This window comes from Halarcobacter sp., from assembly GCF_963675975.1.
Taxonomy (GTDB): domain Bacteria; phylum Campylobacterota; class Campylobacteria; order Campylobacterales; family Arcobacteraceae; genus Halarcobacter.
On sequence record NZ_OY780939.1, the window covers coordinates 15,998 to 35,452 of the forward strand.

Below are 19,455 nucleotides of genomic sequence, written 5' to 3' on the forward strand. Positions count from 1 at the left end.
GGATTTAAAATAAAAAAGCCCCACTATTGCTAGTGAGGCTTTTTATAAAAATTAAAATTTGTTAATAAATATTAACCATTTCTCTTTTTGATGATTTCTTCAGAAACATTTTTAGGTACTTCTAAATATGAATCAAAAAGCATAGAATAAGTTGCTCTACCTTGAGACATAGATCTTAAGTCTGTAGAGTAACCGAACATTTCAGATAATGGAATCATTGCAGTAACTAATTTAACACCAGCTCTGTCATCCATAGATTGAACTTGTCCTCTTCTTTTGTTAACGTCACCGATAACATCTCCCATATAATCTTCAGGAGTTTCGATTTCAACTTTCATGATTGGCTCTAAGATTACTGCTTGTGCAGCAGCACTTCTACAACCTTGTTTGAATCCCATAGAAGCAGCAAGTTTAAATGCCATCTCAGATGAATCCACGTCGTGGTAAGAACCATCATAAAGTGTAACAGCAATATCAACCATTGGATATCCAGCTAAGATACCACCAGCCATTGCTTCTTCACAACCTTTTTGAACTGCAGGAATATACTCTTTTGGTACAACCCCACCTTTAATTTCGTTGTTGAAAATGAAGTTATCTTCGCTACCAGATTCTAATGGCTCAATTTTTAAGTATACGTGACCGTATTGACCTTTACCACCAGATTGTTTAGCATATTTGTACTCTTGGTTAACTGCATTTTTAATAGTTTCTCTATATGCAACTTGTGGAGCACCAACTTCTGCTTCAACTTTAAATTCTCTTTTCATTCTGTCTACAAGAATTTCAAGGTGTAATTCACCCATTCCTGAGATAATAGTTTGTCCAGATTCTTCATCTGTAGCAACTCTAAATGATGGATCTTCTTCAGCAAGTTTACCTAATGCGATACCCATTTTTTCTTGGTCAGCTTTTGTTTTTGGCTCAACTGCAACAGAGATAACTGGTTCTGGGAATTCCATTCTTTCTAGGATAACTGGATCTTTTTCAGATGCTAAAGTATCACCTGTGATTGTTGATTTAAGACCAACAACTGCACCGATTTCACCAGCATATAACTCACTTACTTCTTCTCTATTGTTAGAGTGCATTTTAAGTAATCTACCGATTCTTTCTTTTTTCATTTTAGTTGAGTTCATTACATAAGTACCAGATTGTAACTGTCCTCTATAAACTCTTGTAAATGTTAATTGTCCAACAAATGGGTCAGTCATAATTTTAAATGCTAATGCAGCAACTTCACCATCATCAGAAGAAGGTACAATTACAGCTTCACCATCTTGAGTTTCACCTCTAATGTCTGCAACCTCAGTTGGAGCTGGTAAATACATTGCAACAGCGTCAAGTAAAGTTTGAACACCTTTGTTTTTAAATGCAGTACCACAAGTCATTGGAGTAATAGACATAGCTAAACAACCAGCTTTAAGACCTGCAACGATTTCTTCTTCAGATAATTCACCTTCTTCGAAGTATTTTTCCATTAACTCTTCTGAAGACTCAGCAGCAGCCTCAATCATTTTTTCTCTATACTCTTCTGCTTTGTCCATCATATCAGCTGGAATATCTTCTACGTGGTAGTGTGATCCCATTGCAGCATCTTCATCCCAAACGATAGCTTTCATTTGAACTAAATCAACTACACCTTGGAAGTTTTCTTCTGCACCAATTGGTAATTGAATTGGCACTGGATTAGCTTTTAATCTTTCAGAAACTTGTTTTTCAACCATATAGAAATCTGCACCAGTTCTGTCCATTTTGTTAACAAAAATCATTCTTGGTACTCTATATTTGTTTGCTTGTCTCCAAACTGTTTCAGATTGTGGTTGAACTCCACCAACTGAACAGAATACTGCAACAGCACCATCAAGAACCCTCATAGATCTCTCAACTTCAATAGTAAAGTCAACGTGACCTGGAGTGTCGATTATGTTAATTTGCAGTTGCTCATTAGTTTTTGGGTGAGGCCAGTGACAAGTTGTTGCCGCAGAAGTAATTGTAATACCTCTTTCTTGCTCTTGCTCCATCCAGTCCATTGTTGCTGCACCGTCGTGAACCTCACCAATTTTGTGAGATACACCAGTGTAGAATAAAATTCTTTCTGTAGTTGTTGTTTTACCAGCATCAATGTGTGCAGCAATACCAATATTTCTAACTCTATTAAGTGGTGTTTTTCTTGCCATTTTATTAGTTTCCTATTACCATCTGTAGTGAGCAAATGCTTTATTTGCTTCAGCCATTCTGTGCATGTCTTCTTTTTTCTTGAATGCAGCACCTCTGTCGTTAGCAGCTTCGAATAATTCGTTTGCTAATCTCTCTACCATAGTTCTTTCGTTTCTTTTTCTAGCAGCATCTACTAACCATCTTAATGCTAAAGTTTGTCTTCTTACAGCTCTAACTTCAACAGGAACTTGATATGTAGCACCACCAACTCTTCTAGATTTAACTTCTAAAAGTGGTTTAACATTTTCAATTGCTTTTTCAAATAAATCGATACCAGCTTCTTCACCTCTAGCATCTAAGTTTGCAATTGCACCATACATAATTTTTTGCGCTGCAGATTTTCTACCATCTAGCATTACAGTATTAATAAATTTTGTGATCACTTTACTATTGTAGATAGGATCTGCCATTACTTCTCTAACAGGAGCTTTTCTTCTTCTCATTCTCTTATCCTTCTACTTATTTCTTAGGTCTTTTAGTACCATATTTAGATCTTGCAACAGTTCTGTTTGCAACACCAGCTGTATCTAAAGCACCTCTAACGATGTGATACTTAACCCCAGGTAAATCCTTAACTCTTCCCCCTCTAACTAATACGATAGAGTGTTCTTGAAGGTTATGACCCTCACCACCGATATATGAAATAACTTCAAAACCTGTAGTTAATCTAACTTTTGCAACTTTTCTTAAAGCCGAGTTAGGTTTTTTAGGAGTTGTTGTATATACTCTTGTACATACACCTCTTCTTTGTGGACATTTTTCTAATGCTGGTGATTTAGATTTTTTAATCACCTTTTTTCGCTCTTTTCTTACAAGCTGATTGATTGTAGGCATTCTTTCCCTTTATTTATTTTATAGAGAGTCTAATATATTATGAATCAATATAGATTCTCTACTACGTGGTTTGAGCTTTTAAGCGGCTCATGCTTCTCGTTACGTCCCAATGACGCCATGACATATGACAAGAGTCATAATCAAAACGATACTACCATTCTAGAGAAACGTTGAGTGTTTTCTAAAAAAGTTTTGGATTATACTTAATTTAATCTTAAATATGCCTTATATTAATATTTAGTAAGAGAGAATACTATCTATCATATAAGGCTAAATTTGAGGACAAAACATAGTTTTAGAAATTAAAAAATCTCATACGCTTCTTAGAGCGTATGAAATTATAGTTTTGTTAGGTTTCCCTTAGGTTACAATTAAAATTTTAAGTACTATTTAATTAGAATACTTTTATGACAACTAATAATATACTAATTTATATACTGATAATAAATCTAATTACATTTGTATCTTTTGGTATGGATAAATACAAAGCTATCAAACAGCAAAGAAGAATTCCTGAGAGAAACTTACATAACTATTCTTTTATAGGTGGAGTGATTGGTGGGATTTTAGGGATGCTTGTGTTTAGGCACAAAATAAATAAATTAAAATTTGTATTTATACAAGTTTCAATCTTTTTATTTTGGTTAGTAGTATTTATTTTTTATAATTTAAACTATCAAAAGTCCTTTTAAACTTTTTACTGTAAAAAGTCTAAGTCCTTGACCTTTTTGCTCTTTTACTTCATTTGTAAATCCTGCTTTTGAAAATAGCATTACCTCATCAGGTACTATATCTAAAGTTTCACACAACTCTTTTAATCTTGTAATTTCTGTTTTTTTCATCTTTGAGTTTGTATATCTACATGAACCTATTATGATTTTACCACTTTGAGTTTGTGCTAATAGCTCTATTTGATTATCACTTTCATCCCAATATCTTCCTATATCTTCTATCTCATCTTCACTAAAGATTGTTTTTACATACTCATGACAAAGTTGTTCAAAAACCAAATTCATAAACTCATTTTGATAATTATTAAATCTTTCAAAACACTCATCATACTCTTCTCTAGCTATTCCTCTATATAAAGGTGAAACAAAAGCAAACCAAAATCTTAAAAATGGAGCAGTAAAAAGTAGTTTATCTGCTACTTCATTCTCTTCAAATTGATTTGTTAAAAAGTCCAATGAAGTTTCCGTATGAATTATATTTAACTCTTCTAGTTCATAAAGACTTTTAATCCCCTCTGCATACTCTATATCTGCTCTTTTAAAAGCTGAATTTACTCTTCTGTCACCTAAGGCTATACCTGTTAATATTTTATGATACGGAGCACTGTTTTTTGTAAGTTTTGCGATACTATCTTGAATCGCATAATATTCATCTAAAATATGTCTTATTATCAATGTTCTTAAGGGTTTTGTTGTATCTATTTTTACATCAAGACCACCAAATACTGCAAAATAGTTTAAAGCTGTTTGCATATCTTTTGGTTTATTAGTTTCACAAAATATTTGAAACTGTTCTTTTAGTGTTTTGTCATTTTGTATGATGGGAAAACCTTTTTATTTTTTTGAAGTATAACATAAAATACTATAGATATTTTTGTAAGAAAGCATTTAAAGAATTTGCAAAACTCTGTACATCATTTTTTGAAAAGGGTTTTGGTCCTTTTGTTATCTCTCCACTATCTCTTATCTCTTGCATCAAATTTCTTATTGCTAGAAACTGTTTTATATTATCTTCTGTGTATAACTCACCTCTGTGGTCTATTGCATGAGCTTGTTTTTCAATAACTCTGTTAGCTAAAGGGATATCTGCTGTTATAACCAAATCGCCCTCTTCTAAGAGTTCAACTATTTTATTATCTGCTTCATCAGCTCCTTGTTCAACTATTTCATAGTTTATAAAAGAGCTTTTTCCTATATTGATTTTTTTATTTGAGATAACTTGTGTTTTAAGAGAAACTCTTTCAATCGCTCTTAAAACAACAGGTTTTAAAAGATTTGGAAATGCATCACCATCTATATATAAAGTCATAAAATCTCTTGAACACGTCCAACTTGACCATCTTGAAGTCTAACTTTTATTCCGTGAGGATGTGTAGGAGAATTTGTTAATATATTTTTAACTATCCCTTGAGTTAATTTACCCGTTCTTTGGTCTTGTTTTAAAACTATATTTACTTTTTGACCTTGTTTTATATTAAACCTTTTTCTATGCATTATAGTTTAATGCCTTTTTTGCTTCATTTAGGTTATAAAAAAATATTGTTTTGAAAGCAAAAGTTGCTTTTGTTTTCTTCTCTTCACTAGTATCTAAAATAGGAAAAGAAAAACTCTCATTTTCATTCTCTTTTGATTCAAATGTAATAGTAACTGATTTTAAAGTTCTCATCATATTCATAGTAGTTTTATACTCTTTTGGACTTGTGCCATTTAGCATATCACCATTTTTTTCTTCTCTTCTTATTGCCTCAAAAAGTGCTGTAAATGTATCTTTGAACATAGCCTTACTAAGTGTTACTTTTACATTTGATGTGTGAAATGCACCTGTTTTATTTAATAGTGGATTAGGTTTAATATCTCTAATATCTTCAATCATCTTTAGAAAAGGGTTTTTACCACCTAAAACCTTACTATAATTATCAAAATCTAAACTAAGTTGTTCTTTTATTGATACATCAAGTTTGTTAAAATCCATAATTCTCCATTCTTTTATTATAAATATATTTAATTATCTAAAAACACATTTTATCTAAAATCTGAGTATTTGTATCAATATTTAAAATTTTATTTCAAGAAAAGGTAAAAATACCTTTTCTTATTCTTTTCTAAATTGTTTTGTACTTACGTTTTGGATTATATTTTGAGCGATGTTTGAAGTATCATTTGAGATTTGCTGTGTTTGATTTGCTACATTTGCATTCTCTTGAGTTCTTGAATCAAGTTTTGCTACAGCATCATTTATCTGTTCAATACCTTGTTTTTGTTCCTTAGAAGCACTTTCAATTTGAGCAATTAATTCAGTGGTTTTATTGATATTTTCATTCAACACAGAATATCCACTAATCATTTGGTCAGCATTTTTCTTACCAGTATCAGTTTTAATTGTTGCATTCTCAACAAGCTCTTTAATCTCTTTTGCTGCTTCTGCACTTCTTGAAGCTAGGTTTCTAACCTCTTGAGCAACTACAGCGAACCCTTTACCAGCTTCTCCTGCTGTTGCTGCTTCAACTGCTGCATTAAGAGACAAAATATTTGTTTGGAAAGCAATTTGGTCAATTACTGTGATTGATTCAGCAATTGCTGTTGTTTGTTCATTAATCTCATTCATAGACTCAACTGTTATTTTAGCTAGTTTTTGTCCATCATTAATTGAAGCCAATAAAGTATTAGAATACTGTGCCATTTGAGAGATATTTTGTGTTGTTTCAATAATAGTTGAAGTAATCTCTTCAAGTGATGCTGATGTTTCTTCAAGTGATGCAGCTGTTTCATTTGACGATTTATTTAATACATCCACATTTTCTAAAAGTTGTTTTGCATTTTTTTCTAAAACCTGACCTAAGTTATAGTTTTCTTGCAACATCTCATTGATAATATCACATAGTCCATTCAAGCCTTGAGACACTTTACCATTAGCATTTGGTATATTCTCCACAAAGTTAAATTTTGAGTACTCATCTAAAGAGTTAAGAATAGTATTTATGTCACTATTAACATTTTTACTGATTGTTTTAATCATCTCATTTAAAATATCTTTTAATTCATTTAAAGATTTATTTGAAGATTCTTTTACTACTTGAACATCAAGTTTACCTGCTTGGATTTTATTTACTACACTTTTAACATCTTCAATTAAAACTCTATCTTTATCGATATTTACTTTTACACTCTCTATCTCGGCATCAATTTTCTTTGCCATATTTCCAAACTCATCATTTGTATTTATATTCAACATTGAAACACTATTTGTTTCCCCTTTTAAATATGTAAAGAAACCGTTAAGTCCCTCTTCTAGAGTTTTAAGAGGGTTAAGAAGTTTTCTTAATAGAAAATATATCATCAATAAAATGATAATCAAAAGTACTACATAAAGAACTATTTCTGTATAGATGCCTTTTTTTATCTCTTTAAAGATTACATCTTTTTCTATCTCTACAACTAAATACCAAGATGAAAAAGGAACTTTACTATAAGAAACAAGCTTTGATATACCATTGTCTTTTGTGTCCGTAAACTTATCATTTTCTTCTGTTCTTATTTGTTCAAAGAGTTTACTTGGTTTTTTTAACAGTTCTTTATTTTTATGGATTAAAGTTGTACCATCACTTGATAAAAGGTAAGCCAATCCAGTCTCACCTAAATCAAGATTTAATATCTCATTTACAACTGTATCTAAAAAGATATTTGCACCAACAACCCCTACAAGTTTCCCATCTACAGTGTATGGAGCAAAAACTGTAATAACTAGTTTTTTGGTTGTATTATCAACAAAAGGTTCTGTTACACCTTTACCTTGTATTTTTTTTGATTTTTTATACCAAGGTCTAAGTCTTGCATCATAATTCATAGTAGCAATACTTTTTAAACTACCATCAAACTTGATTAAGTCGCCACTATCCTCTAAACCTAAATACATACTTGCAAAATCCCCCGATTTTTTTCCAAGCATTAATTGGTCTATCAAAACTTGATTTTCTATAGTCAAGTTTTCATTTTTTATCATCTCTACAACAGATGAAACTACCTGCATTTTTGACTCTAAATAATCATTAATAAACTTAGAAGTCTCTTTTGCTATTGTAAGTTGATCATGTTGAACTAAATTGTACTCTGATTCAAACTTATTAGAAGTATTGTAAAATCCTAAGATAAGGAATGAACATGAGATACTAATAAGTAGTAGTACGAGAAGCTTTGATTTTATGCTAGACAGTTTCATAATTTCCCCTTTGTATTTACTTTTTTTCATTTTATATTTTATATGTGTCATAAAGATGACAAAAGTAACAATAGTAACATTTTAAATGAAACTTAATTAAATCTTACTTTCTTTTGTATAATACAATTACAAACGCAGCTCCAAAATATTTTTCTCCCATATAAGTGAACTCTTCATTTTTAGCTTCAATTATTCCCTGATGTCTTTCTCTAATGATTTTATCACTCATAGATAATCCAAGCCCTGTACCAACAGATTGGTCTTTTGTAGTAAAATATGGTTCAAATACCCTTTTGATTATATTTTCATCTATACCACCACCATTATCTAAAATTTTGATTTCTATAGCATTCTCTTCTATTTTTTTTGTGGATATAAAAAGATATCTTTTTGAATCATTTTGATTTAATTCTTTTAATTTATCTTTTGCATTATTAATGATATTAATAAAAGCTTGACTCAATTCATTTTTATTTCCTTTTATTGTTAAATCACTTTCATATTGTTTTACAACTTCAATATAGTTTCCTTTTATGGAAGCTATAGTTAGACCTAAAGCACTACCTAATGCATCTTTTACACTAACAGCTTGCTTGTGGACATCCACTTTTATAAAATTTCTAAAATCATCAATTGTTTTAGACAAATAATCTGCTTGTTTTATAATTTGTTCAGAAAAATCTTGAATCTCTTCATCTTTTATCTCTTGTTTTAAATCAACTTTCAACGCCATACCACTTGCACTTGTAGTAATAATACTTAAAGGTTGTCGCCATTGATGGGCAATATTTCCTATCATTTCACCAATAGATGCTAATTTTGATTGGGATTCTAACAGTTTAACTGAAGTCACATCTTTTGCTGTAATTAGTATTCTATTTCTATCTGATAATAAAGTAATTGAAAGATTGATTGTTATTATCTTATTGTCTTTACCTATAAATGATTTTTCAAAATTATTAAAATGACCTTTTTGCATAACCTTTTTAAATATTCTTCTCATATTCTCTTTTTGCTTATCAATAATAAAATCTAAAAAGTTCCTACCTAACAACTCCTCTTTGGGATAAGATAAAATATTTAAATACGCCAAATTTAAATCCAATATATTTAAATCTAAATCCAAAATCCCTATACCATCTTTGCTATATCTAAATATCGCCTCAAATTCATCTTTTTGTTTTTTTAATTGTTTTTTAGATTTTGATAATAAAAAATTTATTCTTTTTATCTCTTTATTTGTCCTTTTTAAAACTAAAAACCTCCAGAATCCCAAAGCAATCAACAATGACATTCCAGCTAAAATTTGAAATATAAAATTATAATCAAATACTTTTTCAACTTTTACTGCTGTCCAGTTATTAACTATTGAGTTTAATTTTGTTGGAGAAAGCGTTTTTATAGTCTTTTGTAAAATTGAAGCTAAAACTGTATCATCTTTTTGTGAGGCCATGCTAATTTGCAAAGGCTTAAGTAATCTTCCAATTATTTTTAAATCATCATAAGATTGTTTTGCAATTTGAAATTTTGCGATAGGATATAAAGTAAGATGGATATAAACCTCACCAGTTTTTACTAAATTTAACCCCTCTTCTATGCTATTTACTCCAACTATTTCTATAGAGGGATGGTTCTGTTTTAACTCTTTGATCAATGATGTATATGCTATAACTGAGATTTTTTTACCTTCTAACTCAGATAAATCAGAAAAAAAATCTTTATTAGACTTTCCTATTGCAACGTAGGGTATCTCAAGAAAAGGTTGAGTTAACAAAAAGTTTTCATTGTTTTTTTCAGAATACTCAACAGTAGGTAAAACATCACATTTTTTATCTTCTAAATTATTAAAAGTTTCATTGAAATTTTTGCTTTCAACAATATCAAAACTCAAATTTGTATTGTTTTCTATCTCTTTTAAAATATCAGAAACTATCCCCGTTGCTTTGTTATTTTTAATATCACTAAAAGTTGTTAAGCCAGGAAGAATACACATTTTAATTTTTTCTTTTGTATCTAAATAGTTTTGTTCATTGATTGTAAAGATAAGTTGAGATTCTTTTTTTGAACCAAACCACTTTTCTTGAATTTTTTCTAAAGTTTTTATATCTAAATTGATATATGCTTTATTTAATATGGAAATTAATATTGATTCCTCTTTTAATGCTGCAAAATAGTATTTATCTAACTCTTTATCATCATTTTGTATTACTTGATTAGAAATTTTGAGATTCGAATAACCATATTTCTTCATATAATAGTTTGCAATATTTTTATCATTTAAAACAGCATCAACCTCACCTATAGAAAGAGCATTTAACTTTTGTTTTAAATCTTTAAAATATACTTTTTCTATTTGCGGATATTTATTTAAAAACAACTCCTCTAACCACCCCTTGGTAACAGCAACTTTTTTCCCAAATAAATCTTCAACTTTATTTATGTGTTCACTCTCTTTTCTAACAATATAAACATTTTCTCCTACTAAATAAGCATAAGAAAAATCAAAAAATTTTTCTCTGTTTTTATTTTTATAAAGGGTATGCATTAAATCAATTTCCCCATTATGTAAACTTTCTAAAAGTTTTGTCCAAGGCATAGTTTTATATTCAACTTTTAAACCTAAACTTTTTGTTAAAATATTTAATAAATCTATAGAATATCCAGTAGGAACCCCTGCAAGTGTAAAATCCATCGGCTCATAATCAAATTCACTTGAAGCAATAATTGTTTTTTTGTTTTTTATATAGTTTATTTCACTAGTAGTTAAGAATTTTTTGACATTAGAATCTATTTTATATATATCATTTGAGAAGAGAGATGTTATGAAAAATGATAAAATCAATATAATCTTATTCATGTCATATCCTCGCATGCTATTATAAAAATAATTTTTATAATGGCTTTGATTATAATTTTACAATACAATACTTATCATACAATTAAGCAAAAAAACTAATTGATATAATCTCTCTTATAAAAATAGAAGTAGTTTTAATATAAAATTCCCAAACAAAGGCTAAACATGATAAATCTAAATTATAAAGTAATAGGTAAAGGTGAAAAAAAAGTTTTATTTTTACATGAATTAATGGGAGATTGTAGAAATTATGAACCAATGTTTCCTTTTTTGGATAAAGAAAACTTTACATATATTTTCATAGATTTAAGAGGTTATGGTTTATCAAAAAATATAGAAGGCGAATATAATTTAGAAGAGGCTTCAACAGATGTAATAAACTTAATATCAAAATTAAATTTTGATGAAGTTATTCTTGCTGCACACTCAATGTCAACTATGATTGCTCAAAGAGTAGCACTTATTGAACCAAAAGTAAAAAAGCTAATTTTAACTACTCCAATATCTGCTTCAGGGATAAAGGTTCCTGAAATACAAAAGAAAAGTTTAATTAGAAAAATGAGTGAAAACAAAAGAGCAGTAGAACAAATAGTTATAAGTTCAAGTAGAAGATATAATCAAACTTGGAGAGACTATAGAATAGATATGGGATACAATTCCTCTTTAAGTGAAGCTAGAGCTTCGTATATGAATATGTATCTAAATACTACTGAGATAGAAAATGAGATAAATGAAAATATTGAAGTTACTATAATTATTGGGAAAAATGATTCTGCAGTTTTTTCAAAAAAAGAAACAGAAAAAAATTTTTCAAAATATAAAAATATAAATATCATCGAATGCCAAGAAGCAGGACATTATCCTATGATAGAATGTCCAGTATTTTTTGCTACACAAATAGAAAACTCTTGTAAATAGATATTAATCATTTTTTTAAGTAAAAGGTAAACTTTTTTTACTAAAATTCCCAAATAGTTGTATATACTATCAATAAAAACTAAAGAGACTTAATGACTAAACAACTTTTCCCCTTAGCACTTGGTGGTTTGGGTATCGGAACAACAGAATTTGTAATTATGGGATTATTACCAGATATAGCAAATAATATAGATGTAACTATTCCTACAGCAGGACACCTTATATCTTCATACGCTTTTGGAGTAGTTATTGGAGCTCCAATTCTTGTTGCACTTAGTGCAAAATTTCCACCAAAAAATATTTTAATTGCTTTAATGGTACTTTTTACAATATTTAATTTTTTATCTACAATTGCACCTGATTACTATACTTTGATGTTATCTAGATTTTTAAGTGGGCTTCCACATGGGGCATTTTTTGGTGTTGGAACAGTAGTTGCCTCAAAACTTGCCAAAGAGGGTAAGTCTGCCCAAGCTATTGCTTCCATGTTTACAGGACTAACCTTAGCAAACTTAGCCATGGTTCCACTTGTTACTTTTATAGGGCATCATCTTCATTGGAGATATGCTTTTGGTATTGTTTCCCTCATAGGTATTATTACCATATTCTTTTTATATAAATGGCTTCCAAAACAAAAACCTCTAAGAACAGTAACTTTTAAAGAGGAATTAGAGTTTTTTAAAACAATAAAAGCTTGGCATATTTTAACTATTGTTTCTATTGGTTTTGGTGGTTTATTTGCTTGGTTTAGTTATATTGCACCACTATTAATCCATGTATCAGATTTTAATGAGGGAAGTGTTTCTTATCTTATGATTATTGCTGGAGCTGGAATGGTTGTAGGAAATATTTTTGGAGGATACTTAGCCGATAAAAAAAACCCAATTCTTGCTTGTATTTTGCTACTTTCTATGATGGTGACATCTTTGATATTGGTATTTTTGCTTTCAGATAGTAAAATAATATCAATAATCTTAACATTTATCTGTGGAGCTTTAGCTATGTCTATTAGTTCTCCAATTAATATGATTATGTTAAAAAGTGCAAAACACTCTGAAATGCTTGGAGCTGCTTTTTTACAAGCTGCTTTTAATGTCTCAAATACTTTAGGTGCTTTCTTTGGAGGGATACCTTTAGTTTTAGGATTTAGTTATAGCTCTCCAGCGCTAGTCGGAGCTGGTATGGCAACATTTGGTGTAGTACTTTGTATCTTGTTTTTTAGGAAATATAAACTTTAATGAATTTAAGAGTAGGAACATTTAATCTTTTTCAATTTTGTGCACCACCTTTTGCTTGGTATATAAAAAAAGATAAATTTAATGAAAATGAATGGCAAAAGAAAAAAGAGTGGATAAAAAACACTTTACTTGAGATGGATTGTGATATTGTAGGTTTTCAAGAGGTTTTCTCACAAGAGGAGCTTGAAAACCTAGTTAAAGAACTAGGTTTTAATCATTTTATTACAGTTGATAAACCAAAAATCCAAAACAACAAAAAAGTATTTACCTCTACAACTCTAGCCTTGGCTTCAAAATACCCAATTAAAGAGATACAAAAAGTAAAACCCCATGGACAAAGTATTTTAAAATATAAGTTTGAGGGACACTTTCGTTTTTCAAGATTTCCAATAAAAGCCTTAATTGAATTGCCAAACAAAAAAGATATTACAGTTTATGTAAACCATTTTAAATCAAATAGATTAAATGAATTTGAATATATTTTTAATAAAAACACAACTTTAAAAGAGAAAAAACAAAAAGTATTAGAAGCTTTAGAAAATAAATATTCCCCTGCTTTAAAACAAAGATTGTGTGAAACCTCATCTTTATATTATGATTTTAGAAGAACAAAAACACCTATTATTTGTATGTGCGATTTAAATGATAAAGAATACTCTTTATCAATAGATGTTCTAACAAATACTGCTTATCATCAAGATTTAGATAAAGATTACAATCTTCTATTTGATGCATATTATTTATGTGATAAAAAACCATATAATCCCCATCCTGAAAAAAAGATAGAAAGAACTCCTACAAGCTATTTTCAATCTATTGGAAATGTAATAGATTATATTTTTGTATCAAAAGAGTTTAATAAAAGATCAAAAGCCTCTATTGGTAAAATCTCATCTTATGAAGTTCTTGATAAGCATTTAAAAGACAATAAAAATGGCTCTTTAATACAAAGTGACCATGCCCCTGTGGTTTGTGAAATCACTTTTAATAATCTTTAGAGTTTACTAAAGAACAGTTTTTTTCATCTTTTATCTTTACCTCTACAATTCTATTATGCTTGTTTATCTCTAATTGGCAACACTCAAGCAACATCTCTTTTAATATTTTTCTTCCCCTCTGAACTCTTGATTTAGCAGCAGGCAAAGAAATATTCTCTTTTGTTGCCAACTCTTGTTGGGTATTGTTTTCTATCTCTGAAAGCTCAATTGCTTTTTTATACTTATCGGGCAATCTACTTATTAAAAAACCTAAACATAATGATAACTCATCTTTAATAATCTCTTCAGAATCTACCTCAAAAGGGTCATTCACCCAAGAGGGAACCTCTTTAATATTTTTGTTTGTTCTATAAAAGTCGATAATTGTATTTCTTGTTATTTGGTATACCCAACTTTTTAGTTTTGTAATATCATCTAAAGTATCCATTTTTGTATGTATTTTTATAAAAACCTCATGCAAAATATCTTTTGCAGTTTGGGTATTTGATACTTTACTACTTATAAATCCTAAAAGTTGTTTATGGTATTCCCTCCAAACATCTTCTGTACTTTTATCCATTTTTACCCTTTTAAATTACTTTTATCAATTGCATATAAAAAAGATATAATGCTACTAAAATTAATAAACTACCCATTATAATATTTAAAATTTTAACTCTTCTTTGTGTTTGAAATAAAAACATCACCCTTTGTCCTACTATTGCCCAAAAACTTAAGCACAAATAACATACTAAGAAATATATTATTATAAACAGTATTAAATCATTTGTGGAAGTAGAAAACAAAGAAACCCCAGCTACACAAGCTATCCATGCCTTTGGATTTAACCATTGCAATAAAAAACCTTCATAAAATTTTGGTACAAAACTTTTGTTTTTTTCCAATTCTATTTTTTCTGCTGAGTTAATAATTTTATATCCCATATATATAATAAAACTAGAACCCAAAAAAGACAAATATATTAAAAAGTTAGGAAAAGACTCAATAATTTTTGAAAACCCAAAACTTATAAATGCCAACAATACAGTAAAACCAATAGTAGCTCCACTTATAAATAGAAAGGTTTTCTTAAACCCATTACTAATCCCTGAAGATATGATTATCATATTTACAGGACCTGGTGAAATTGACATAACAAAAGAGAAATAACTCATCGCAAAAATTACACTCATATAAATCCTTTTAAGTATTTATATATGTAGACGAAAAGAGTTTAAAAAAGATGCAAAATTTGATCTTAAATTAAACTATTTAATTTGTAAGCCCAAGCTTTATATGCAGCTTGTCCTAGATGAAGGCCATCTGTAGTTAGATTTTCTTTTAAAAGTTTTTTTTCATTTTCAAAAGATTCATTTAAATCAAGAAATTTCAAACTGTTTTTCTTGCAATACTCTTCTATCATAGAGTTTAATTTTAAAACTTTTTTATTGACTGCTGGCATTTGGGTTATAAAAATACCATTTACAAGAATATTGGCATTGCTTTCTTGTAAAATTTTTAATATTTTTTTATAGTTTTCAAATACTTCATCTAAAGGGATTGATAAACATAAATCATTTACACCAATCATCAAAACAATTGTTTTAGGCTCTATGTTTTTTATTAAGTCTATTCTTTCTAAAACACCTTTTGTAGTGTCCCCATCAATACCTAAGTTTAAAAGATGCTCTTTTTCTAAAAGTTTATTCCAATCACCTCTTGCTATTATAGAATCACCTAAAAGTACAACTTCTATATTTTTTTTCATTTTAAAGCTTCCTCTACTGCTTCTAACACATGAATAACAGTAGTATCAAAAATAGGAATATCTACATAACCTTGTTTAATAATCATAGATATCTCAGTACAACCTAAGATTACCCCTTCACACTCTTGCTCTTTTTCTAATCTTTTTATTATTTTTATATATTCATCTCTTGATTTTTTATTACATATTCCTAAACATAACTCTTTATAAATCACATCATGGATAATATCTTGCTCTTTTTCATTTGGAGTTATAACTTCAATACCAAAATTCTCTTCTATTCTATTTTTATAAAACTCTTCAGTCATGGTAAACTTTGTACCTAAAAGGGCTACTTTTTTTATATTGCTTTTAAGTAAAGCTTTACCTGTAGCATCTGCAATATGTAAAATAGGTATAGAGATATTTTTTTCTATTTGAGGTACAACTTTATGCATTGTATTTGTACAGATTATTAAAAAATCTGCTTTTGCAGATTCTATTGCTTTTGCTTCTTCAGATAATATTACAGCTGTTTCATCCCAAAGTGCACTGTGCTGAAACTTTTCTATCTCTTCAAAATCGACACTAGATAGGATTATTTTTGCACTATGAAGACCACCTAGTCTATTTTTTATCTCTTCATTTATTAATTTATAATAAGTAGAAGTACTCTCCCAACTCATTCCACCAAGCATTCCTATTTTTTTCATTTAATCCCTTTATTTATTTGTACTAAATATCAATTTTAACCCTAATGCTAAAAATATTGTCCCAACAATTTTATTTAACCAAGCACTTACAGATTTATTTACTTGTATTCTTTTTGAAACCTTTGAAGTTAGTATAACTATACTAAACTCTACAACCATTCCTACTAAGATAACTAGAAAACCTAAATATAAAAGTTGTATTGGTATAGAACCATGTCCTTCTCTTACAAATTGAGGGAGAAAAGCCATAAAAAATATTGCAACTTTAGGATTTAATATATCTATTAAAACACCTTCTTTAAAAGCTTTAAACATAGAAATATTTGTAAAAGATTTTTTTGTAACATTTAGATTTCTATTTTTTTGCTTAAAAGCCTGATATGCAAGAAAAAATAAATAAAAAGCTCCAACTATTTTAACTATTGTAAAAGCATACGCCGAAGTAACTAAAATAGCAGAAATACCAACTGCTGCTGCAACTACATGAACTAAAGCCCCAGTACAAACTCCCAAAGAAGAGATTAAGCCAACTTTTTTACCATTATTAACAGTTCTAGTTAATATATAAATCAAATCTGGTCCAGGGGAAATACTTATTAATACTGCCGCAGATAAAAAAAGAAACCAAAAGTTTAAATCTTCAATCATTTATTGTCCTTTATAAAAGAAGATTATAATCAAATATAATTAAAAAATAAAATTATACAGGTATCAATTTAACTTTTGTAAGCCATCTTTATTTAGTTTATACACACTAGGAGCAAGTTTTTCAATAAATGTTTTATGGTGTGAAACTATTATCATAGATTTTTTTATAGAATTTAAAATTTTTATTATCTTCTCTTCTGCATCTTCATCGAGGGCATTTGTAGGTTCATCTAGAAGTAAAATTTTTGGTTTTGTAATTAGTATTCCAGCTAAAGCTACAATCTTTTGCTCACCTCCACTTAAATCATAAATATTTCTATTTTCTAAATGGGAAATTCCTAAGTCTTCAAGGATTTGACAAGATTTAGTATAAGCATCATCTTTTTTTTCACCCTGAGCTCTTAATGCAAACATAACATCTTCTATAACAGTTGGGCAAAGGAAATGATCACTTACATCTTGGGGAAGATATCCAATATCACTTCTATATTTTCTAAAATCTTTTAGATTTTTCATCTCATCATGAAATAAAAAAACTGAACCAGCACTTGGTTTTATAAGACCTACAATAATTTTAAGCAAAGAGCTTTTTCCACTCCCATTTGCACCAATAATTGCCACTTTTTCTTCATGGGAAACATTTAGTGTAACATTGTTAAATACTTCTTTACTAGTGTTTTTATAAGCTAACTCTTTTAAATTTATTGAACAACTCAAACCATTACCTCTTTTACATATAACATACAAACAAAAAATATTAAAGCTACATCATAAAGTGATAGCTTTGAATTGTTTATTAGATAGATTTTTCCATGAAATCCCCTTAACTCAAAAGAGTCTTGTAAAGCGTTTGCTTTTCTTATTGATTTCACAAAAATATGACCAAACAGATTACCATAAGTTTCATAAGCAAAAAGTGAAGAATTTGCTCTAAATCCCCTAGCTCTTAGTGTTAGTTTTATTTTTTTAAATTCATCAGTTAAAACTTGTATCATCTTCAAAGAGAAATAAACTGAACTTACAAACTTTTTTGGAAATCTTAGTTCATTTAAAGCCCTTACAATATCATAACCACTAGATTTTGAAAATAAAAGTAGATTAAAAAAGATAATCATATTGGTTCTAATATATATATTTATAGCATTTTGAATATCATCTTGAAGTATCAAAATTATAAATATCATTGCAATAAAAAGGTTTAAAAACAGTAGTTTCTTAAGTATTTTAAATATATCTTTATACTCACAAATCATTGCAAATATAATTGGAAGTAAAAATAGAATTTCAATTTTATTAAAACTTATAAGTATTGAGTATAAAAAAGCACATATTAATATAATTGAAGAGTTAAATTTACTCATTTTTTAATTCTCTTTAATCCTATAAATATTAAAACCAATAAAGCTATTGCAATAATAGCTTCAATAAGATTATAATCTTTTACTTCAGGTTTTTCCTCTTTTAAGTTTTTTACTTCAAACTCACTTTGTGCACCATGTCCACCCATAGCTTCTGCTTTTATCACAAGCTTTGGTTTTAACTGTTTTACTATATATTCACCAGCTTTATTTGTAAGTCCCTTTTCAAGTAAATTTCCATCTTGGTCATATACTTCAATTTTACACTCATTACAATGTGTTCCTGAAGCAAAATATGTAGAAGCTATAACCTTTGAATTCTCTTCATAAATAAAAAGATTTAACTTATGTGCAAAAGCACAAATTGTTAATAAAAACAATAAAGATACTATTTTCATAAATTCACCTCTTCTAAAAGTTGAGGAGTTGATTTTTTTAGATAATTAATCAAGAAAATTGTAATCAATCCTTCTATTACCATTGCTGGAACATTTGCTAAAAATATTGTTAAAGAAGCATAAAAATACTCCTCTTTAGATAAAGCTAATATAAGTGCAAGTAAAAATGTAGCTAATAGTACAGGGAAAAATCCAATTACAAAATATTTTATTTTTTCTTCTAAAAGATTAAAAAATCCTTTTTTTACAAATAGATATGTTATAAAAGCAGGCAAGGACATGATAATAAGATTTGCCCCAAGGGAAGTTATCCCACCATAACCTAAAAGCGTAGCTTGAAATAAAAGTGCTATTAAAACACTTAAAAAAACACATGGACCAATCAATATACCAATTATTCCTATTAGTACCAAATGTATTTGTACAGGACCTAAAGGGATATGTATAAATGAAGCGATAAAAAATATTGCACTCATAGCAGCTACAAGTGCAATATTTTTATTTTTTAAATTTTTAAGTGAATAGATTACTAGCCCTGCTCCTATTACTGCTGTAGTAATAGCAACCTCACTAGATAAAATACCATCTGATATATGCATA

General features: G+C 28.7%; 22 protein-coding genes. 4 read left to right on the forward strand and 18 right to left on the reverse strand.

Annotated elements, in window-relative coordinates:
- Positions 1-71 precede the first annotated feature (71 nt).
- Genes fusA through rpsL form a run of 3 tightly spaced genes read right to left on the reverse strand, consistent with a single transcriptional unit; the run spans position 72 to position 3,054 of the window.
- Complete coding sequence (fusA, locus tag ACKU3H_RS00070) at positions 72-2,180, reverse strand: elongation factor G (protein WP_320034941.1); 2,109 nt, start codon at positions 2,178-2,180, stop codon at positions 72-74.
- A gap of 15 nt (positions 2,181-2,195) precedes the next feature.
- A complete protein-coding gene (gene rpsG / locus ACKU3H_RS00075) occupies positions 2,196-2,663 on the reverse strand; it encodes a 30S ribosomal protein S7 (RefSeq protein ID WP_320034942.1) in 468 nt (155 codons plus the stop codon).
- Positions 2,664-2,679: 16 nt separating this feature from the next.
- Positions 2,680-3,054: a 30S ribosomal protein S12 gene (gene rpsL / locus ACKU3H_RS00080; protein ID WP_138153294.1), complete on the reverse strand. Its 375-nt coding sequence runs from the start codon at positions 3,052-3,054 to the stop codon at positions 2,680-2,682.
- 407 nt (positions 3,055-3,461) lie between these two features.
- Between rpsL and ACKU3H_RS00085 the strand changes: the two genes are divergently transcribed.
- Positions 3,462-3,746 (forward strand): DUF1294 domain-containing protein, encoded by a 285-nt coding sequence (locus ACKU3H_RS00085; RefSeq protein WP_320034943.1) that lies wholly within the window; start codon positions 3,462-3,464, stop codon positions 3,744-3,746.
- Here ACKU3H_RS00085 and ACKU3H_RS00090 read toward each other — a convergent pair.
- From ACKU3H_RS00090 to ACKU3H_RS00115, 6 genes are all read right to left on the reverse strand, one after another.
- The gene (locus ACKU3H_RS00090) at positions 3,723-4,538 is read right to left on the reverse strand and encodes a DUF234 domain-containing protein (protein ID WP_320034944.1); all 816 of its coding nucleotides are present in this window, start codon (positions 4,536-4,538) and stop codon (positions 3,723-3,725) included. The genes ACKU3H_RS00085 and ACKU3H_RS00090 overlap by 24 nt on opposite strands.
- A 109-nt stretch (positions 4,539-4,647) precedes the next feature.
- Positions 4,648-5,094, reverse strand: a complete 447-nt coding sequence (locus tag ACKU3H_RS00095; RefSeq protein ID WP_320034945.1) for a YaiI/YqxD family protein — start codon at positions 5,092-5,094, stop codon at positions 4,648-4,650.
- A complete protein-coding gene (locus ACKU3H_RS00100; protein WP_320034946.1) occupies positions 5,091-5,279 on the reverse strand; it encodes a YwbE family protein in 189 nt (62 codons plus the stop codon). The genes ACKU3H_RS00095 and ACKU3H_RS00100 overlap by 4 nt, the downstream gene beginning before the upstream one ends.
- Positions 5,272-5,757: a hypothetical protein gene (locus tag ACKU3H_RS00105; RefSeq protein ID WP_320034947.1), complete on the reverse strand. Its 486-nt coding sequence runs from the start codon at positions 5,755-5,757 to the stop codon at positions 5,272-5,274. The genes ACKU3H_RS00100 and ACKU3H_RS00105 overlap by 8 nt, the downstream gene beginning before the upstream one ends.
- 120 nt (positions 5,758-5,877) lie before the next feature.
- The gene (locus ACKU3H_RS00110; RefSeq protein ID WP_320034948.1) at positions 5,878-8,001 is read right to left on the reverse strand and encodes a methyl-accepting chemotaxis protein; all 2,124 of its coding nucleotides are present in this window, start codon (positions 7,999-8,001) and stop codon (positions 5,878-5,880) included.
- 103 nt (positions 8,002-8,104) lie between these two features.
- Entirely contained in the window at positions 8,105-10,858 is a 2,754-nt protein-coding gene (locus ACKU3H_RS00115; RefSeq protein WP_320034949.1) for a transporter substrate-binding domain-containing protein, read from the reverse strand.
- Between the two features lie 165 nt (positions 10,859-11,023).
- On the opposite strand from ACKU3H_RS00115, the gene ACKU3H_RS00120 reads away from it, so the two are divergent.
- From ACKU3H_RS00120 to ACKU3H_RS00130, 3 genes are all read left to right on the forward strand, one after another.
- A complete protein-coding gene (locus ACKU3H_RS00120) occupies positions 11,024-11,776 on the forward strand; it encodes an alpha/beta hydrolase (protein ID WP_320034950.1) in 753 nt (250 codons plus the stop codon).
- A gap of 92 nt (positions 11,777-11,868) precedes the next feature.
- The gene (locus ACKU3H_RS00125; protein WP_320034951.1) at positions 11,869-13,014 is read left to right on the forward strand and encodes an MFS transporter; all 1,146 of its coding nucleotides are present in this window, start codon (positions 11,869-11,871) and stop codon (positions 13,012-13,014) included.
- Positions 13,014-14,012, forward strand: coding sequence for an endonuclease/exonuclease/phosphatase family protein (locus ACKU3H_RS00130; RefSeq protein WP_320034952.1), 999 nt, complete (start codon positions 13,014-13,016; stop codon positions 14,010-14,012). The genes ACKU3H_RS00125 and ACKU3H_RS00130 overlap by 1 nt, the downstream gene beginning before the upstream one ends.
- On the opposite strand, the gene sigZ is transcribed toward ACKU3H_RS00130, so the two are convergent.
- From sigZ to cbiM, 9 genes are all read right to left on the reverse strand, one after another.
- A complete protein-coding gene (gene sigZ / locus ACKU3H_RS00135; RefSeq protein WP_320034953.1) occupies positions 13,999-14,571 on the reverse strand; it encodes an RNA polymerase sigma factor SigZ in 573 nt (190 codons plus the stop codon). The two genes, ACKU3H_RS00130 and sigZ, sit on opposite strands and share 14 nt — an antisense overlap.
- Positions 14,572-14,581: 10 nt before the next feature.
- Complete coding sequence (locus tag ACKU3H_RS00140) at positions 14,582-15,184, reverse strand: LysE family translocator (RefSeq protein WP_320034954.1); 603 nt, start codon at positions 15,182-15,184, stop codon at positions 14,582-14,584.
- Between the two features lie 65 nt (positions 15,185-15,249).
- Positions 15,250-15,759: a GDSL-type esterase/lipase family protein gene (locus ACKU3H_RS00145; RefSeq protein ID WP_320034955.1), complete on the reverse strand. Its 510-nt coding sequence runs from the start codon at positions 15,757-15,759 to the stop codon at positions 15,250-15,252.
- Positions 15,756-16,451, reverse strand: coding sequence for an aspartate/glutamate racemase family protein (locus tag ACKU3H_RS00150; RefSeq protein WP_320034956.1), 696 nt, complete (start codon positions 16,449-16,451; stop codon positions 15,756-15,758). Before ACKU3H_RS00150 ends, ACKU3H_RS00145 begins: the two co-directional genes overlap by 4 nt.
- 9 nt (positions 16,452-16,460) lie before the next feature.
- Entirely contained in the window at positions 16,461-17,099 is a 639-nt protein-coding gene (locus tag ACKU3H_RS00155) for a LysE family translocator (RefSeq protein WP_320034957.1), read from the reverse strand.
- Between the two features lie 63 nt (positions 17,100-17,162).
- Entirely contained in the window at positions 17,163-17,816 is a 654-nt protein-coding gene (locus ACKU3H_RS00160) for an ABC transporter ATP-binding protein (RefSeq protein ID WP_320034958.1), read from the reverse strand.
- Positions 17,813-18,460, reverse strand: coding sequence for an energy-coupling factor transporter transmembrane component T (locus ACKU3H_RS00165; RefSeq protein ID WP_320034959.1), 648 nt, complete (start codon positions 18,458-18,460; stop codon positions 17,813-17,815). The genes ACKU3H_RS00160 and ACKU3H_RS00165 overlap by 4 nt, the downstream gene beginning before the upstream one ends.
- Positions 18,457-18,855: a hypothetical protein gene (locus ACKU3H_RS00170; RefSeq protein ID WP_320034960.1), complete on the reverse strand. Its 399-nt coding sequence runs from the start codon at positions 18,853-18,855 to the stop codon at positions 18,457-18,459. Before ACKU3H_RS00170 ends, ACKU3H_RS00165 begins: the two co-directional genes overlap by 4 nt.
- Positions 18,852-19,454: a cobalt transporter CbiM gene (cbiM, locus tag ACKU3H_RS00175; RefSeq protein ID WP_320034961.1), complete on the reverse strand. Its 603-nt coding sequence runs from the start codon at positions 19,452-19,454 to the stop codon at positions 18,852-18,854. Before cbiM ends, ACKU3H_RS00170 begins: the two co-directional genes overlap by 4 nt.
- Between the last annotated feature and the right edge of the window lies 1 nt (position 19,455).

Coding starts and splice junctions, on each gene's coding strand:
- fusA (WP_320034941.1), bottom strand. CDS start 2,180: ATGGCAAGAAAAACACCACTTAATAGAGTTAGAAATATTGGTATTGCT.
- ACKU3H_RS00085 (WP_320034943.1), top strand. CDS start 3,462: ATGACAACTAATAATATACTAATTTATATACTGATAATAAATCTAATT.
- ACKU3H_RS00090 (WP_320034944.1), bottom strand. CDS start 4,538: ATGCAAACAGCTTTAAACTATTTTGCAGTATTTGGTGGTCTTGATGTA.
- rpsG (WP_320034942.1), bottom strand. CDS start 2,663: ATGAGAAGAAGAAAAGCTCCTGTTAGAGAAGTAATGGCAGATCCTATC.
- ACKU3H_RS00145 (WP_320034955.1), bottom strand. CDS start 15,759: ATGAAAAAAAATATAGAAGTTGTACTTTTAGGTGATTCTATAATAGCA.
- ACKU3H_RS00170 (WP_320034960.1), bottom strand. CDS start 18,855: ATGAAAATAGTATCTTTATTGTTTTTATTAACAATTTGTGCTTTTGCA.
- ACKU3H_RS00125 (WP_320034951.1), top strand. CDS start 11,869: ATGACTAAACAACTTTTCCCCTTAGCACTTGGTGGTTTGGGTATCGGA.
- cbiM (WP_320034961.1), bottom strand. CDS start 19,454: ATGCATATATCAGATGGTATTTTATCTAGTGAGGTTGCTATTACTACA.
- ACKU3H_RS00140 (WP_320034954.1), bottom strand. CDS start 15,184: ATGAGTGTAATTTTTGCGATGAGTTATTTCTCTTTTGTTATGTCAATT.
- rpsL (WP_138153294.1), bottom strand. CDS start 3,054: ATGCCTACAATCAATCAGCTTGTAAGAAAAGAGCGAAAAAAGGTGATT.
- ACKU3H_RS00120 (WP_320034950.1), top strand. CDS start 11,024: ATGATAAATCTAAATTATAAAGTAATAGGTAAAGGTGAAAAAAAAGTT.
- ACKU3H_RS00165 (WP_320034959.1), bottom strand. CDS start 18,460: ATGAGTAAATTTAACTCTTCAATTATATTAATATGTGCTTTTTTATAC.
- ACKU3H_RS00105 (WP_320034947.1), bottom strand. CDS start 5,757: ATGGATTTTAACAAACTTGATGTATCAATAAAAGAACAACTTAGTTTA.
- ACKU3H_RS00150 (WP_320034956.1), bottom strand. CDS start 16,451: ATGAAAAAAATAGGAATGCTTGGTGGAATGAGTTGGGAGAGTACTTCT.
- ACKU3H_RS00100 (WP_320034946.1), bottom strand. CDS start 5,279: ATGCATAGAAAAAGGTTTAATATAAAACAAGGTCAAAAAGTAAATATA.
- ACKU3H_RS00110 (WP_320034948.1), bottom strand. CDS start 8,001: ATGAAACTGTCTAGCATAAAATCAAAGCTTCTCGTACTACTACTTATT.
- ACKU3H_RS00095 (WP_320034945.1), bottom strand. CDS start 5,094: ATGACTTTATATATAGATGGTGATGCATTTCCAAATCTTTTAAAACCT.
- sigZ (WP_320034953.1), bottom strand. CDS start 14,571: ATGGATAAAAGTACAGAAGATGTTTGGAGGGAATACCATAAACAACTT.
- ACKU3H_RS00115 (WP_320034949.1), bottom strand. CDS start 10,858: ATGAATAAGATTATATTGATTTTATCATTTTTCATAACATCTCTCTTC.
- ACKU3H_RS00155 (WP_320034957.1), bottom strand. CDS start 17,099: ATGATTGAAGATTTAAACTTTTGGTTTCTTTTTTTATCTGCGGCAGTA.
- ACKU3H_RS00130 (WP_320034952.1), top strand. CDS start 13,014: ATGAATTTAAGAGTAGGAACATTTAATCTTTTTCAATTTTGTGCACCA.